Annotated in this window: 11 protein-coding genes and 2 tRNA genes; 5 read left to right on the plus strand and 8 right to left on the minus strand. The window is 64.1% G+C overall.

The window, feature by feature from the left end; all coding sequences use genetic code 11:
- Window positions 1-17: 17 nt before the first annotated feature.
- The 4 genes from gltB to AC0L4C_RS08830 form a co-directional block, all read right to left on the minus strand.
- A complete protein-coding gene (gltB, locus tag AC0L4C_RS08815) occupies window positions 18-4,697 on the minus strand; it encodes a glutamate synthase large subunit (protein WP_473403260.1) in 4,680 nt (1,559 codons plus the stop codon).
- Between the two features lie 508 nt (window positions 4,698-5,205).
- Entirely contained in the window at window positions 5,206-5,814 is a 609-nt protein-coding gene (locus AC0L4C_RS08820; protein WP_473403261.1) for a DnaJ domain-containing protein, read from the minus strand.
- Window positions 5,815-6,732: 918 nt separating this feature from the next.
- Window positions 6,733-7,209, minus strand: a complete 477-nt coding sequence (dps, locus tag AC0L4C_RS08825) for a DNA starvation/stationary phase protection protein Dps (protein WP_473403262.1) — start codon at window positions 7,207-7,209, stop codon at window positions 6,733-6,735.
- A 165-nt stretch (window positions 7,210-7,374) separates the two neighbouring features.
- Window positions 7,375-7,830 (minus strand): Hsp20 family protein, encoded by a 456-nt coding sequence (locus tag AC0L4C_RS08830; RefSeq protein WP_473403263.1) that lies wholly within the window; start codon window positions 7,828-7,830, stop codon window positions 7,375-7,377.
- Window positions 7,831-8,215: 385 nt separating this feature from the next.
- On the opposite strand from AC0L4C_RS08830, the gene AC0L4C_RS08835 reads away from it, so the two are divergent.
- On the plus strand, window positions 8,216-9,190 hold the full coding sequence (locus tag AC0L4C_RS08835; protein WP_473403264.1) for an alpha/beta fold hydrolase: 975 nt from the start codon (window positions 8,216-8,218) through the stop codon (window positions 9,188-9,190).
- Here AC0L4C_RS08835 and hisN read toward each other — a convergent pair.
- Together hisN and AC0L4C_RS08845 are read right to left on the minus strand one after the other, a co-directional pair.
- Window positions 9,187-9,942 (minus strand): histidinol-phosphatase, encoded by a 756-nt coding sequence (gene hisN, locus AC0L4C_RS08840; protein ID WP_473403485.1) that lies wholly within the window; start codon window positions 9,940-9,942, stop codon window positions 9,187-9,189. The genes AC0L4C_RS08835 and hisN overlap by 4 nt on opposite strands.
- A 340-nt stretch (window positions 9,943-10,282) precedes the next feature.
- A complete protein-coding gene (locus tag AC0L4C_RS08845) occupies window positions 10,283-11,203 on the minus strand; it encodes an N-formylglutamate amidohydrolase (RefSeq protein ID WP_473403265.1) in 921 nt (306 codons plus the stop codon).
- Between the two features lie 166 nt (window positions 11,204-11,369).
- Between AC0L4C_RS08845 and cpdR the strand changes: the two genes are divergently transcribed.
- From cpdR to AC0L4C_RS08860, 3 genes are all read left to right on the plus strand, one after another.
- A complete protein-coding gene (gene cpdR, locus AC0L4C_RS08850; RefSeq protein WP_192657075.1) occupies window positions 11,370-11,729 on the plus strand; it encodes a cell cycle two-component system response regulator CpdR in 360 nt (119 codons plus the stop codon).
- Window positions 11,730-11,821: 92 nt separating this feature from the next.
- Window positions 11,822-11,896: transfer RNA gene (locus AC0L4C_RS08855), tRNA-Val, on the plus strand.
- A gap of 40 nt (window positions 11,897-11,936) precedes the next feature.
- Window positions 11,937-12,011, plus strand: a tRNA-Val gene (locus AC0L4C_RS08860).
- A 30-nt stretch (window positions 12,012-12,041) separates the two neighbouring features.
- On the opposite strand, the gene AC0L4C_RS08865 is transcribed toward AC0L4C_RS08860, so the two are convergent.
- Both AC0L4C_RS08865 and AC0L4C_RS08870 read right to left on the minus strand, forming a co-directional pair.
- The gene (locus AC0L4C_RS08865; RefSeq protein WP_473403266.1) at window positions 12,042-12,320 is read right to left on the minus strand and encodes a putative quinol monooxygenase; all 279 of its coding nucleotides are present in this window, start codon (window positions 12,318-12,320) and stop codon (window positions 12,042-12,044) included.
- 122 nt (window positions 12,321-12,442) lie between these two features.
- Complete coding sequence (locus tag AC0L4C_RS08870; RefSeq protein WP_473403267.1) at window positions 12,443-12,946, minus strand: chemotaxis protein CheW; 504 nt, start codon at window positions 12,944-12,946, stop codon at window positions 12,443-12,445.
- Window positions 12,947-13,189: 243 nt separating this feature from the next.
- Between AC0L4C_RS08870 and AC0L4C_RS08875 the strand changes: the two genes are divergently transcribed.
- Window positions 13,190-13,540, plus strand: coding sequence for a hypothetical protein (locus tag AC0L4C_RS08875; RefSeq protein WP_473403268.1), 351 nt, complete (start codon window positions 13,190-13,192; stop codon window positions 13,538-13,540).
- The last annotated feature ends 244 nt before the right edge of the window (window positions 13,541-13,784 follow it).

Here is a 13,784-nt window from a genome sequence, read left to right on the forward strand (position 1 = left end):
TCTTGTTCCCCCGCGCCTTATTCGGCCGCAACCTGGGCCGCAGCCCGTTCCTTGTCCATTGCCGCCAGGGCCTTGCGGTACTCGACCGGCATGACCTTGCGGAACTTGGGCAGGTAGGTGTCCCAGTTCGTCAGGATGTGATTGGCGCGCGAGGAGTCGGTGAAACTCTTGTGGCGTGCAATCAGCTGATAGAGACGGTCGGCATCGCCGCGGCCGAGATCCTGCACGATCTCGACGACGCCCATGGTCTGCAGGTCGCCCGACTGGTGGAAGTCGCGCGAGCTGATGCGCTCCTCTTCCTCCACCGGTTCGAGTTCGACCATCGACATGTTGCAACGGCTCTCGAAGGTCTCGTCCTCGTCGAGGACATAGGCAACGCCGCCGGACATGCCTGCCGCGAAGTTGCGGCCGGTCTTGCCCAGCACCACCACCACGCCGCCAGTCATGTACTCGCAGCCGTGATCGCCGGTGCCCTCGACCACGGCGATGGCGCCGGAGTTGCGGACCGCGAAGCGCTCGCCGGCGACGCCACGGAAGTAGCACTCACCGGTGATGGCGCCGTAGAGCGCGGTATTGCCGATGATGATCGAGTCCTCGGCGACATAGCCGCGGGCTTCGGGCGGACGCACCACGAGGCGCGCACCCGACAGGCCCTTGCCGACATAGTCGTTGGCTTCGCCCACCAGATCGAAGGAAATGCCGTGCGCGGCCCAGGCGCCAAACGCCTGGCCGGCGGTGCCGGTCAGCGAGATGGCGATGGTGTCGTCGGGCAGGCCGGCATGGCCATAGCGCTTGGCGACTTCGCCGCCCAGCATGGCACCGACCGAGCGATCGACGCTGGTGATCTTTTCCTCGATCCTGACCGGCGTGCCGTTCTCCAGGGCCGGCATGGCCTTGGCGATCAGCGTACGGTCGAGAACCTTGTCGATCGGATGGTTCTGGCTCTCGGTGTGGGTGATGCCCACGCCCTCACCAGCGACCGGCTTCCAGAACAGCTTGGAGAAATCGAGCCCCTTGGCCTTCCAGTGGGTGATGGCCGCGGTCTTGTCGAGCATCTGCATCTGGCCGACCATTTCGTCGAAGTTCCGGAAGCCCAGTTCGGCCATCAGCTCACGCACTTCCTCGGCGACGAAGAAGAGGTAGTTGATGACGTGCTCGGGCTTGCCGGTGAAGCGGGCGCGCAGCACCGGGTCCTGGGTGGCGATGCCAACCGGGCAGGTGTTGAGATGGCACTTGCGCATCATGACGCAACCGGCAGCGATCAGCGGCGCGGTGGCGAGGCCGAATTCGTCGGCGCCGAGCAGGGCGCCGATGACCACGTCGCGACCGGTGCGGATACCGCCATCGACCTGCACGGCGATACGGCTGCGCAGCTTGTTGCCGACCAGCGTCTGGTGGGTTTCCGCGAGGCCGATTTCCCACGGCGAGCCGGCATGCTTGAGCGAGGTCAGCGGGCTGGCGCCGGTGCCGCCTTCGTAGCCGGAGATGGTGACGTGATCGGCACGCGCCTTGGCAACGCCGGCAGCAACGGTGCCGACGCCGACTTCGGAGACGAGCTTGACCGAGACCAGGCCGGTCGGGTTGACGTTCTTGAGGTCGAAGATCAGCTGCGCCAGATCCTCGATCGAATAGATGTCGTGGTGCGGCGGCGGCGAGATCAGGCCGACGCCCTTGGTCGAGTGACGCACCTTGGCGATGACGTCGTTGACCTTGTCGCCGGGCAACTGGCCGCCTTCGCCGGGCTTGGCACCCTGCGCCATCTTGATCTGCATCATGTCGGAGTTGACCAGGTATTCCGTGGTCACGCCGAAGCGGCCCGAGGCGATCTGCTTGATCGCCGAGCGCATGGAATCGCCGTTGGGCATGGGCGTGAAGCGGTCCACTTCCTCGCCGCCCTCACCGGTGTTCGACTTGCCGCCAATCCGGTTCATGGCAATGGCCAGCGTGGTGTGGGCCTCGCGGCTGATCGAGCCATAGGACATGGCGCCGGTGGAGAAGCGCTTGACGATATCGACCGCGGGCTCGACTTCCTCGAACGGCACGGGCGAACGGCCGTCTTCGGCAGCCCCCTTGAGGCGGAACAGCGAGCGGATGGTGACGTACTTGTCCTCGACCTCGTTCACGTTCCTGGCGAATTCGCGATACTTGTCCTGGGCATTGCCGCGCGCGGCGTGCTGCAGGGCCGCCACCGTCTCGGAGCGCCAGACATGGGCCTCGCCGCGCTGACGGAAGGCATAGTCGCCACCGATATCGAGCGTATCCTCGAGCACCGGCGAATTGCCGAAGGCTTCGATGTGGCGCTTGACGGTTTCTTCGGCGATCTCGGCGAGACCGGCGCCTTCGATGGTGGTGGCGGTGCCGGTGAAGTAGCTGCGAACGAAGTCGGAGGTGAGGCCGACGGCGTCGAAAATCTGCGCGCCGCAATAGGACTGATAGGTCGAGATGCCCATCTTGGCCGTGACCTTGAGGATGCCCTTACCGATGGCCTTGATGTAGCGGTAGACGATCTCGTGCTCGTCCACCTCGGAGGGGAAGTCCTTCTTCATGGCGAGCAGGGTTTCAAACGCCAGGTACGGGTTGATCGCCTCGGCGCCATAGCCGGCCAGAGCACAGAAGTGATGGATCTCGCGGGCCTCCCCGGTCTCGACCACAAGGCCCACCGAGGTGCGGAGGCCCTTGCGGATGAGGTGATGGTGCACGCCTGCGGTCGCCAGCAGCGCTGGTATTGCCACGCGGTCGCGGTTCATGCCGCGATCGGACAGGATGATGATGTTGTCGCCCGAGTGGACCGCCATCTCGGCTTCCGAGAACAGCTGGTCGAGCGCCGCCTTCATGCCGTCGGCGCCCTGTTCGACCGGATAGGTGATGTCGAGCGTCTTTGAGCGGAACGGGTTGTTGTCCATGCCGCCGATGGCGCGGATCTTTTCCAGGTCGTCATTGGTCAGGATCGGCTGGCGCACTTCGAGGCGCTGCCGCTTGCTGCCGCCGGAGAGGTCGAGCACGTTCGGGCGCGGGCCGATGAACGAGACGAGGCTCATCACCAGCTCTTCGCGGATCGAGTCGATCGGCGGGTTGGTGACCTGCGCAAAGTTCTGCTTGAAATAGGTGTAGAGCAGCTTGGACTTGTTCGAGAGCGCCGAGATCGGCGTGTCGGTGCCCATGGAGCCGACGCCTTCCTGCCCGGTGGTTGCCATCGGTGTAAGGAGCAGCTTGAGGTCTTCCTGCGTGTAGCCGAAGGCCTGCTGCCGGTCGAGCAGCGGCGTGTCGGACACCCACGGCTCGTGCGGCACGGCCGGCAGGTCCTCGAGCACGATCTGGGTGCGGCCGAGCCACTGCTTGTAGGGATGCGCGGTCGAGAGATCGCGCTTGATCTCCTCGTCCGAGACGATGCGGCCCTGCTGCAGGTCGATGAGCAGCATCTTGCCCGGCTGAAGGCGCCACTTCTGCTTGATGCGGTCGGCCGGAATGGGCAGCACGCCGGCTTCCGAGGACATGACGACCTCATCGTCCTCGGTCACCAGATAGCGCGCCGGCCGCAGGCCGTTGCGGTCGAGCGTGGCACCGATGCTCAGGCCATCCGAGAAGCACATGGCGGCGGGGCCGTCCCACGGCTCCATCATGGCGGCGTGATACTCGTAGAAGGCGCGACGATCCTCATCCATGAGCGGGTTGCCGGCCCAGGCTTCGGGGATCAGCATCATGGCCGCATGCGGCAGCGAGTAGCCGCCGCGCAGCAGGAATTCGAGGGCGTTGTCGAAGCAGGCGGTGTCCGACTGGCCGGGATAGGAAATCGGCCAGAGCTTCTGGATGTCACCGCCGAACAGCGGCGAGGCCACCGAGGCCTGGCGGGCGGCCATCCAGTTGACGTTGCCGCGCACGGTGTTGATCTCACCGTTGTGGCAGACGAAGCGATAGGGATGCGCGAGGCGCCAGCTGGGGAAAGTATTGGTCGAAAAGCGCTGGTGCACGAGCGCGAGCGCCGACTCGAAGTCGGGCTCGTGCAGGTCGCGATAATAGGCGCCCAGCTGGGCGGCAAGGAACATGCCCTTGTAGACCAGGGTGCGGCAGCTCATCGAGACGACATAGAAGTCGTTCTGCTTGCCTTCGAAGGCCGAGAAGATCTTGGCCGAGGTCACCTTGCGGATGATGTAGAGCTTGCGCTCGAAGGCATTCTCGTCGGCGAGGTCAGCGGACCGGCCGATGATGATCTGGCGGTGATAGGGCTCGGTGGCGACGATTTCGGGGGCCTTGGAGAGCGAGGAATTGTCGCTCGGCACGTCGCGCCAGCCGATCACGGTCTGGCCTTCGTCCTCGATGACGCGGGCAACGACGCGCTCCATCTTGGCGCGCAGTTCGGGATCCTGCGGCATGAAGATTGCGCCGACGGCATACTGGCCGGGCTCGGGCAGGCTGATGCCCTGCTCGGCCATCTGCCGCGCGAAGAACTTGTGCGGAATCTGCACCATGATACCGGCGCCGTCGCCCATCAGCGGATCGGCGCCGACAGCGCCGCGATGCTCGAGATTCTCGAGGATCGCCAGACCGTTCTGGACGATCTTCTGGCTCGGCTGGTTCTTGAGGTTGACGATGAAGCCGACACCGCAGGCATCGTGCTCGCGCAGCGGATCGAACAGGCCGCCGGCCTTGGGCGCGACCTCGTCATAGGTGGGGCGCAGGGCGATATCGGTTTTGCGCATGGCGGTTTCCGATACGGGCAAAGAGTGCGAACCGTTCCGTGAGTGTGCCATTTGCAAAGTCCTCGCTGTTGCAGCCGTCGATCCGGGAAACCCCGGGGGTTGTATCCTTTCGACGCGCCTTCGTCCCGTCCCGTACTTCAGTGTACGGCGCGAAACCGACGGCGCAATCATTTAGTGGAGAGCGGCTCTGCATCCAAATGGCCGCTCGTCTGGGCTTGATAAGGCCCCACCTCTCCGTTTCCGCATTCGAGCGCGGTCCAGCCGGAGCTGCGTGTGAAACGCGCCGGGGAGACCGGTGGTCCACTAATTGGACAGTTGTGCTGTCCTATCGAGCCTACATTTGCACAGTTCCAAACTAGCGGCAAGCGGTTGATGCCACTTTTTTGCCCCGTTGTGACCGGGCGCCTGTAGGAGATCGCAGGCGGAATAGGAAAGTTGTAGGAGTCCGGGGCGCGGCGCGCCACGGGTGCGCCGCCGCGGCGGCCGGGACCGATAGGAAATGTGGCGGTCAGCGGGTGCTGTCGAGCGCCGCGATCAGCTCGACCTCGGAGGCGTAGTTGCCGAGTTCGGTGCGAGCCATCTCGAGCATCAGGATGCGGCGGCGCGTCACCTGCTTGGCTTCCTGCTTGGCGCTGATCTGGGCATCGAGCCGGTCCACGAAGAGGTTGCGGCCCTCCTCGTTGCGACGGACGCGCTTGCGCAGCACATCGAGGGCGGCCATGTCGCGATCGGCGCGGTGCTCCGACAGCCGGGCCTCGCTAAGGCCGGTGTCGACGGCGCCGCGCATCTGGGCGACGAAATCGACACGGTCGACGCCCAGACCGGTGGCGATGGCGGTGGCGACGGCGGCGTCGAACATATCGGCCAGAATCAGCGCCACGTCCTTGCGCAGCGTCTCGATGCCCTGTTCATCAACGATGCCGGTTTCGTCATAGAGCCGCCGGGCCTCCGGATCGGAGAGCAGCGAGAAGGCGCGGGCCACGGCGATAAACACCTCCGGGTCGCCACCGCGATCCGGATGGGCCGTCTGCACGCGCTGCCGATAGGCCGTCTTGATCGCCGGGCCACTGGCCGAGCGCGGCACGCCGAGCAGATCGTATGGATCGAAGGTTGTCATGGCCGAGGGATAACATGAGAAGACCGGGATGCGGCAAGGGGGGCGGTCTGGATTGCGGTCGCCCACAGCCAACTACAGCTCTCCTTCCCCACCCGGCTGCGCTATGGGCCTAGCTCAAGCGGCGCTGCCGCAAGGGCAGGGGGGACGAGCCTTTCGGGTGTCGCACCACTACCCTCACCCCTCACACATCTCTCACCCCTCATAGTGAGCCTGTCGAACCACGAACCACGAGGGGCTGCACCGGGGTGCGCTACCTTGCGGCGTGCCCGACCTCGTCCTTCGACAGGCTCAGGATGAGGTCTCTCTGCTGTTGGAGGCACATGGCCTGCCACCCCGCCGGATGTCATCCCGGCGGCGGCCGGGACCCAGTATCCGCCAGCGTTTGCGATATCCCCGCCAGCCCCTCCGCCACCCTCCCCCTCGCGGGGAGGGTCGGGGTGGGGGCGAGAGCCCCGATGCGTCATTCATCCCGCCGATGTCATTTCCCGCACGGAAGACACCTGCAAGCCTCTGACGCCGCAGGATGATCCAGCCCCGTCGCAAAACTTGTCCCCGCCCTCACCGCCGGGCGTACTCTTCCCCCATCTCCCCGCGACGGACGGGAAGCGCGACGAACGCTTGCGGAGGGGACTGCCGGGAGGGGGAAGGGAGTCGTCTCACGCCCCTGGGCCAGGCGCACGGAGTTGAAAAGGGGCGGCAAGTCGGGCTCCAGTCTCCCGAAGCGCGGGACAATGCCACAAAACCCGGTTCCCCGAGGCGGCTACCGTCTCGTTATTATCATACCCAGAGACGGCAAGCGCCTCGGGGCCCGATCCAACACACAGCAACCGGAGGCGGTCACGCCGGCCGGGCGGAGAGGCATGCAAAAAAGGGACCCGCAGCCGACGCCGCGGATCCCTTCTGCGCAAGGAGGTCAAGTCAGTCGAGATGGCTCTTGAGGAACCACAGGAACTTGTCGAGGTCGCGGGAATAGGCGGTGAGAATGTCGGCGGCGTCGGCATCGCCGGCCTCGTCGGCGGCATCGATGCCCTCGCGGACCGAGGTAGCGAGTGCGGCGTAGCGTTCAACGAGCGCCTGCAGATGGTCGGTCACCTTCCGAATGTCCGTGGGATAGGCGGTCAGCCGGCTCTGCTTGGCGACGACCTGGCTGGTGCCCAGCGCGATACCGTCCAGCTGGGCGACACGCTCGGCAATGGTATCGACATGGGTGTCGAGGGCCGTGCGGAAGGTGTCGAGCATTTCGTGAACGGCAATGAAATTGGGGCCGCGCACGTTCCAGTGGGCCTGCTTGGTAATCAAGGCCAGATCAATGGCATCGGCCAGATGCGCATTCATCTGCGCGGCGATGGTGGTCTTGGTGTTCGACTTCAGTCCGATTTCGGGGGTCTTCATCATGCAACCTCGTTGACGCTGATACTGGGAAGACAATGGCAGAGCGGCGCTCAAGTTCCTTGTACGGGCCGATCAGATGCAAAAAGCGCAGCCCCGATACCGGGACTGCGCCTTGTTTCCGTTCACCTGGCCACAGCAACTGGCGGACCAGGCTGTCGTGACCGGAACTTAGTTGACCGTCTGGTCTTCGATGGTCTTGCTGGCGGTCGAAATGGCGATCGTCCGGGGCTTCTTGGACTCGGGCAATTCGCGCTTGAGTTCGACGTGCAGCAGGCCGTTCTCGAGCCGGGCGCCGGTGACCTCGACATGCTCGGCAAGCTGGAAGCGAAGCTCGAAGGCCCGCTCGGCAATGCCGCGATGGAGGAACTCGCGCTGGTTCTCTTCACCTTCGGGTGCCTTGGCACCCTTGATCGTCAGGCCGTTTTCCTTGCTCTCGATGGCAATGTCGGACTCGGCGAAACCGGCGACAGCGATCGAGATGCGGTAGGCGTTCTCGCCGACCTTTTCGATGTTGTAGGGCGGGTAGGATTTGGCTTCCTGGCCAACCAGCCCGTCGAGGCGGTTGAACAGACGGTCAAAGCCGACGGTCGAGCGGTAGAAGGGGGTGAAATCGATGGTCTGCATTCTCACATTCTCCTGTTTGAGCAACGTGTTACGGGTGTCCCACGAGTCTTCCCTCTCTGAGGCGAAGTCTCATTCCCGGGTGTCCCGATCCCCGGAACAGCCGGCGGATGCAGAAGATGTAGGGGGTGATTTTTACGGTTCAAGGGCTCGCGAAAAAGCCAGATGAACTGAAAATGAACGGGCGTCTCAAACGCCGTTCAGGTGGCCATTGCTAAACCCGCAACTGTGCTGACTGTCTGCTGCAGGGGCACACAACGAATGCGCCGCCGTCACCCGCCCCCCGCACGGTGGCACATCCAAGGAAAGCCAGTGTTCCATCCGGGACGCTGGCTTTTCCGTTTCGGAAGATGTTCCCGCTGCGCGGGGAATCCGGTACGAGAGGGCCATGAACGCAGTCGTCGATCCCAACGGGCCCTCGCTGGCCAACGTGCCGTCCAATCCCGTGCCGGAAGGCGCGCGCGTGGGCCTGTTCGAGACCAGCGACAAGGTGCAGTTGCGCTATGCACTTTTCCCCAAGACCCAGGGCGCACCGAAGGGCACGGTCTGCCTGGTGCAGGGGCGCACCGAATTCATCGAGAAGTATTTCGAGACCATCGCCGATTTCCAGTCGCGCGGCTTTGCCGTCGCGACCTTCGACTGGCGCGGGCAGGGCGGCAGCCAGCGGCTGATCCGCAACAAGAAGCTCGGGCACGTCAACAAGTTCGACGACTACTGGACCGATCTGCAGAGCTTTCACACCTCGATCCTGCTGCCCGACAGTCCCGGCCCCTACTATCTGGTCGGCCACTCGATGGGCGGCCTGGTGAGCCTTTACGCGGGGGCGCGCGATCGCATGATGTTTGATCGCATCTTCCTGTCGGCGCCGATGGTGGGGCTGGACCGACAGCCGTTCTCCATGGCGGGGATGGCGGCCGTCACCAAAGCCATGTGCTGGATCGGGCTGGGGCGCATGGCCATCGGCCGGAAAGCCGACAAGCCGGCGTCCGAGATGCCGTTCGCCGGCAATCCGGTGACGTCCGATGTCACGCGCTTCATGCGCTCGGTCGATGTGCTCAAGGCGCGGCCCGATCTTGAAGTCGGCAATCCGACGGTGCGCTGGGCGGCGTCGGCGTTCTCGGCCATGGCCGGCGCCGGCACCGATGCCTTTCCCGGCGACATCCGGATTCCCGTGCTGATGCTGGCCGCGGCCCGCGATGAAATCGTCTCGACCAGTGCCATCGAAACGCTGGGGCTGCGGATGCGCACCGGCCGCCACGCCATTGTCGCGGCGGCCAAGCACGAGATGTTCATGGAAAACGACGATATCCGCGGCCAGGTGTTTGCCGCGTTCGACGCCTTCATTACCAACCAGAGCGGCTAGGCGTTGAGACTTTCGAGCGCCGCCGCGTGCAGTTCCGGCGTCGCCGCCGCCACGCAGTTGCCGCCCTGTTCGGGCGCGCCGCCGTCCCAGGTGGTAACCACGCCGCCAGCATTGCGGATGATCGGGATCAGCGGGCAGATGTCGACGTTCTTCAGGCCGGCCTCGACCACCAGATCGATGTGGCCGGCGGCCATCAGGGCGTAGCCGTAGCAGTCGAGGCCGTAGCGGGTGGTGAGCGCCTTGCCGCGAATGGCGTTCCAGGCGTCCACCGTGCCTGTGAGCTCGAAAATTTCCGGTGAGGTCGCCGTCATCTTGGCCTTCGCTAGCTCCGTCACTGTCGAGGTCTTGAGCGGCAGGTGCTGGGAGCCGCGATAATATCCGGCCTCGCCCGGGAGGCTCAGATAGACCTCGCCGGTGAAGGGCTGCGCCATCAGTCCGGCGACAGCGGCGCCGTCGACGGTCAGGCCGATCAGCGTGCCCCATACCGGCACCCCGGTGATGAAGGCACGGGTGCCATCGATCGGGTCGATGATCCAGGCGAAGGGCGCCGAGCCGGATTTGTCCTCCCACTCCTCGCCAATGATGGAATGCTCGGGAAAGCGGCCGCCGATGAGGTCGCGGATGGCCCGTTCCGCATCCCTGTCGGCTTCCGTCACCGGGTCGAACCCTTCGGCCAGCTTGTTGTCGACAGCGATGGCACTGCGGAAGCGGGGCAGGGTGCGGCTGGCGGCGATATCTGCAGCGTCCAGCATGGTCTTGCGAACGAGGCCAGCATCGAGGCCGCCGAGGGCGTCATGGGTCATTTATTACTCAAATCTTTGTTCTGCCGAATGTTTCCGGCGCGGATGCAGGTCTTCGGTGGTGAGTTGCTGCAATAATGACCGAGTGCACTGATTCATTTTTGCAACAAATGCGGGTGTTCAACTGTTAACAGGCGCTGCTCAGCTTGCCCAAAGGGGCAAATCAGTTCACCCGATAAGGTGCATGATGGATCGGCATCCTGCATTGTTCTGCGGCATACTGGCAGAAGTTGTGGTTTGCCAATCGTTTCCTCCCTTGACTGGGCCGCTTCGGCGGCCCTTTTTCTGCGGCCTACTCGGCGGCGAGCTTGGCGTCGGCGGGCGGCATCGATTGCAGAACCGATGCATCAAGGCCAATCAGGGCGACGATCAGGCGATCGACGATCTGGCGCATGGCGCCGAAATTGGCCGATGGCTGCAGTGTGACCTCATTCATATAGAGATGCCGGCTGATTTCCACCTGCAGTGCATGCACGCCGTGCTGCGGCCGCCCGTAGGTGCGCGTACAGAACCCGCCCGCATAAGGCCGGTTCCGGGCGACCCGCAGGCCGGCGCCGGAAAACACGGTCTCGGCGAGGTCAACCAGCGCGGCCGAGCAGGTGGTGCCGTAGCGGTCGCCGAGGACGATGTCCGGAGCCGCGCGGTCGCCGGCACGGGCGAGGCGCGGCATGGAATGGCAGTCGATCAGGATGGCCACGCCATAGGCCGCGTGAGCCTCGGTCAGCAGCTTCTGCATGGTGGCGTGGTAGGGCTGGTAGATGCCTTCGATGCGCATGCGGGCGTCGGCCAGCGTCAGCCGCTCGCGATAGATCGGCTTGTTTTCGGCGACGACCCGCGCCAGTGTGCCAAGTCCGGCAGCGACGCGCGGGCTGGTGGTGTTGAACCGGTCCGACAGCGGCTCGGCAAACATCTGCGGGTCGAGTTCCCAGGGCTCGCGGTTGACGTCGAGATAGGCGCGCGGAAAGTGCGCCCGCAGCAGCGGGGCGCCCAGATGCGGGGCGCGACTGAACAGGTCGTCGACATAGGCATCCTCGGACTGCCGGATCGACAGATGATCGAGCCTGGTCATGCCGAGGAAGCGCTCGGGGTAGTCGCGGCCGGAGTGGGCGGAGTTGAACAAAAGCGGTGCGGTCAGCCGCCTGGGGCGGATGGTCTCAAAGGCAGGTTTGTCCCAATAGTCGGACTGCACCGAAAATCCCTGCTGGCCAGGCACACAAATCGTCCAGTCACTGTGCCTGTCCCTCGCAAGAATGTCCACAAGTGGCAGAATCTTGGGGGGTGCACGCCGATCGTGAGTTGCGAAGCGCGAAACTTGCTCTAAACATCGGGTGGAATGCTGCGCCTGATTTGGGCGTGGTCGCCATGCCGATGAGGGATCCATGAAGCGGATACTGCTCGCCGAAGACGATAACGACATGCGCCAGTTCCTGACGCGGGCGCTCAAGACCGCCGGCTACGAGGTGGTGTCGTTCGATAATGGGAAGTCGGCCTACGAGCGGCTGCGCGAGGAGCCGTTCTCGCTGCTGCTCAGCGATATCGTGATGCCGGAAATGGACGGAATCGAACTGGCGCGACGAGCCACCGAACTCGATCCGGACCTCAAGGTGATGTTCATCACCGGTTTTGCCGCTGTGGCGCTCAACCCGGATTCGGATGCGCCCAAGGATGCATCGGTGCTGAGCAAGCCCTTCCACCTCAAGGACCTGGTCAACGAGGTTGAGAGGCTGCTGGCCGCCTGACGGGCGCGCTTGAAATCGAGACTTGACCCCGCGATGGAATTTTGGTCTATCGCGCGGCGGATCGGCACCCGGCCGGTCCACATCTGAGAGATGGGTGTATAGCTCAGCGGGAGAGCACTACCTTGACATGGTAGGGGTCACAGGTTCAATCCCTGTTACACCCACCATCTCTCTGAATACCCTCGCCTTTTCGGCGCGGTCTGGGATGGGTGTGTAGCTCAGCGGGAGAGCATCGCCTTCACACGGCGGGGGTCACAGGTTCAATCCCTGTCACACCCACCATTCCCTTCTCCTGCTTGATGACAGCAGGGTTCAGCCGGGCAGGTCCACCTCGAGCTGATCGATTTCGTAGCGCGCGATCAGGGCCGAAAGGTCGCCGCCGGGACCATTGCCACGGAATGCCTGGAGCGCTGCGGCATCGTCCCAGCTTTCGAAGATGTTGACCCGATCGGGATCGAGCAGGTCGGCGCTGACGGCGTAGTCGCGGCAGCCTCTGGCCTGCCGCGCTGCCCGGACGGCGTCCTTGGACTGTTCGAGCAGGCTGTCGCGCTTGCCGGCGTGGGCGACGAGATGTCCGCAAACGATGATCATTTATCCACCTGGCTGAACCAGTCCTACTCTAGGCCGGCCGGCGCGGGCCGCAAGGAGCGGCAAAGCAAAGCGCGCGCCAGTGGTCTGGCGCGCGCCGGGGTACTGCTGAACTTGGGCCGAAGCTACATGTAGGTTTCGGCGCCGGTTTCTGCCGGGAACAGGGCGGAAAGGTCGAGAATGGCGATCAGCCGGTCCTCGTTCTTGACGAGTCCGGAGACCTGGCCGGGATTGCGGCCGGACTTGGAGGCAGGTACCGGGCGCAGATCTTCGGGCTGCGCGAAAATGATGTCCGAGACGGTATCGACCATCAGGCCGACATCCTGATTCTGCAGGGAGACGACCAGCACGACCTGGCCGCTCTTGCCGCCACTGCCGCCCATGCCGCCCAGCATCGCCTCAAGGTCGTAGACCTGAACGATCGAGCCGCGAATATCGAGCACACCCTTGGCGCCGAACGGCTGCGAGGGCAGTTCGGTGGTCGGCGACCAGCTGCGGATCTCACGGACCGACATGATGTCGATGCCGAAGGCGCGGTCGCCGCAGGTGAAGGTCACGAACTGGTTGGGGACCCGGATTGCCGATTGCTGCTGGCTGGCGTCAGCCTCGATCTCGTGCATGGCTTGCATCAGAATTCTCTCCGGTCGTCTTTTCGGAACGTAATGGGGTGTATCCAGATCGATACGCAGGCACGAGCCTTGCACAGCATCTGTTAACAAAGGCAGAAGGCCGGCCGGATGGGCCTCTCGGGCGACGCAGGCCGGAGATGAACCGAAAATGAACAGAATGGTCCGCGGATGTTCAGGGTGGCGACCACATCCTGACCACTCGCAGCGTCACTATCCTTTCCACCCTCTCATCAGGAGGCGACCATGCCCATTTCCCTCAAATCCATCACCCGTGCGGCCATTGTGAGTGTCACGCTCGCCGGTGCCTCGCTGGCGGCGATGCCGGCGCAGGCGGCACCGAGCTTCAGCTTCGGCTTTCATGTCGGCGGCGGCAGTGGCGGCTATTATGGTCCGCGGGTTGACCGGCGCCATTGCCTGAGCGATCGGCAGGTGCGACGCATGCTGCAGCGCAACGGTTACGATCATATCCGCTTCACCGATCGCCGGGGCCGGATTGTCCAGGTGCGGGCCGAGCGCGGTCACCGCAACTATCGAGTCACGATCGATTCCTGCCGCGGCCGGATCATCGACGTCGACCGCCTGCGCCGCCGCTAAAACGCGAGGCTTGCCAGATGGGCCGAATTGGGTAACCATCGGTCATCGTCAACATGCAAGGAGGTGATCCAATGTCATATCAGAAATCGTCGGTTTCGAAGGGTCTTGGATCGATGCGCTTCCTGACGGAGCAGCCTCTGTCGTAGTTGCTACGGTCCCGCCTTCGGGCAGGAGACCGGACCAAATCGCGAAATCGGGAAGGGTCGTCCTCGTGGCGGCCCTTCTTTTTTTGTCCGGGAGGCGT

Source organism: Devosia sp. J20-27 (assembly GCF_055808595.1).

What these genes read in the sequence shown, in the direction of transcription:
- gltB (WP_473403260.1), bottom strand. Translation starts at nt 4,697, where the DNA reads ATGCGCAAAACCGATATCGCCCTGCGCCCCACCTATGACGAGGTCGCG.
- AC0L4C_RS08820 (WP_473403261.1), bottom strand. Translation starts at nt 5,814, where the DNA reads ATGACAACCTTCGATCCATACGATCTGCTCGGCGTGCCGCGCTCGGCC.
- dps (WP_473403262.1), bottom strand. Translation starts at nt 7,209, where the DNA reads ATGATGAAGACCCCCGAAATCGGACTGAAGTCGAACACCAAGACCACC.
- AC0L4C_RS08830 (WP_473403263.1), bottom strand. Translation starts at nt 7,830, where the DNA reads ATGCAGACCATCGATTTCACCCCCTTCTACCGCTCGACCGTCGGCTTT.
- AC0L4C_RS08835 (WP_473403264.1), top strand. Translation starts at nt 8,216, where the DNA reads ATGAACGCAGTCGTCGATCCCAACGGGCCCTCGCTGGCCAACGTGCCG.
- hisN (WP_473403485.1), bottom strand. Translation starts at nt 9,942, where the DNA reads ATGCTGGACGCTGCAGATATCGCCGCCAGCCGCACCCTGCCCCGCTTC.
- cpdR (WP_192657075.1), top strand. Translation starts at nt 11,370, where the DNA reads ATGAAGCGGATACTGCTCGCCGAAGACGATAACGACATGCGCCAGTTC.
- AC0L4C_RS08865 (WP_473403266.1), bottom strand. Translation starts at nt 12,320, where the DNA reads ATGATCATCGTTTGCGGACATCTCGTCGCCCACGCCGGCAAGCGCGAC.
- AC0L4C_RS08870 (WP_473403267.1), bottom strand. Translation starts at nt 12,946, where the DNA reads ATGCAAGCCATGCACGAGATCGAGGCTGACGCCAGCCAGCAGCAATCG.
- AC0L4C_RS08875 (WP_473403268.1), top strand. Translation starts at nt 13,190, where the DNA reads ATGCCCATTTCCCTCAAATCCATCACCCGTGCGGCCATTGTGAGTGTC.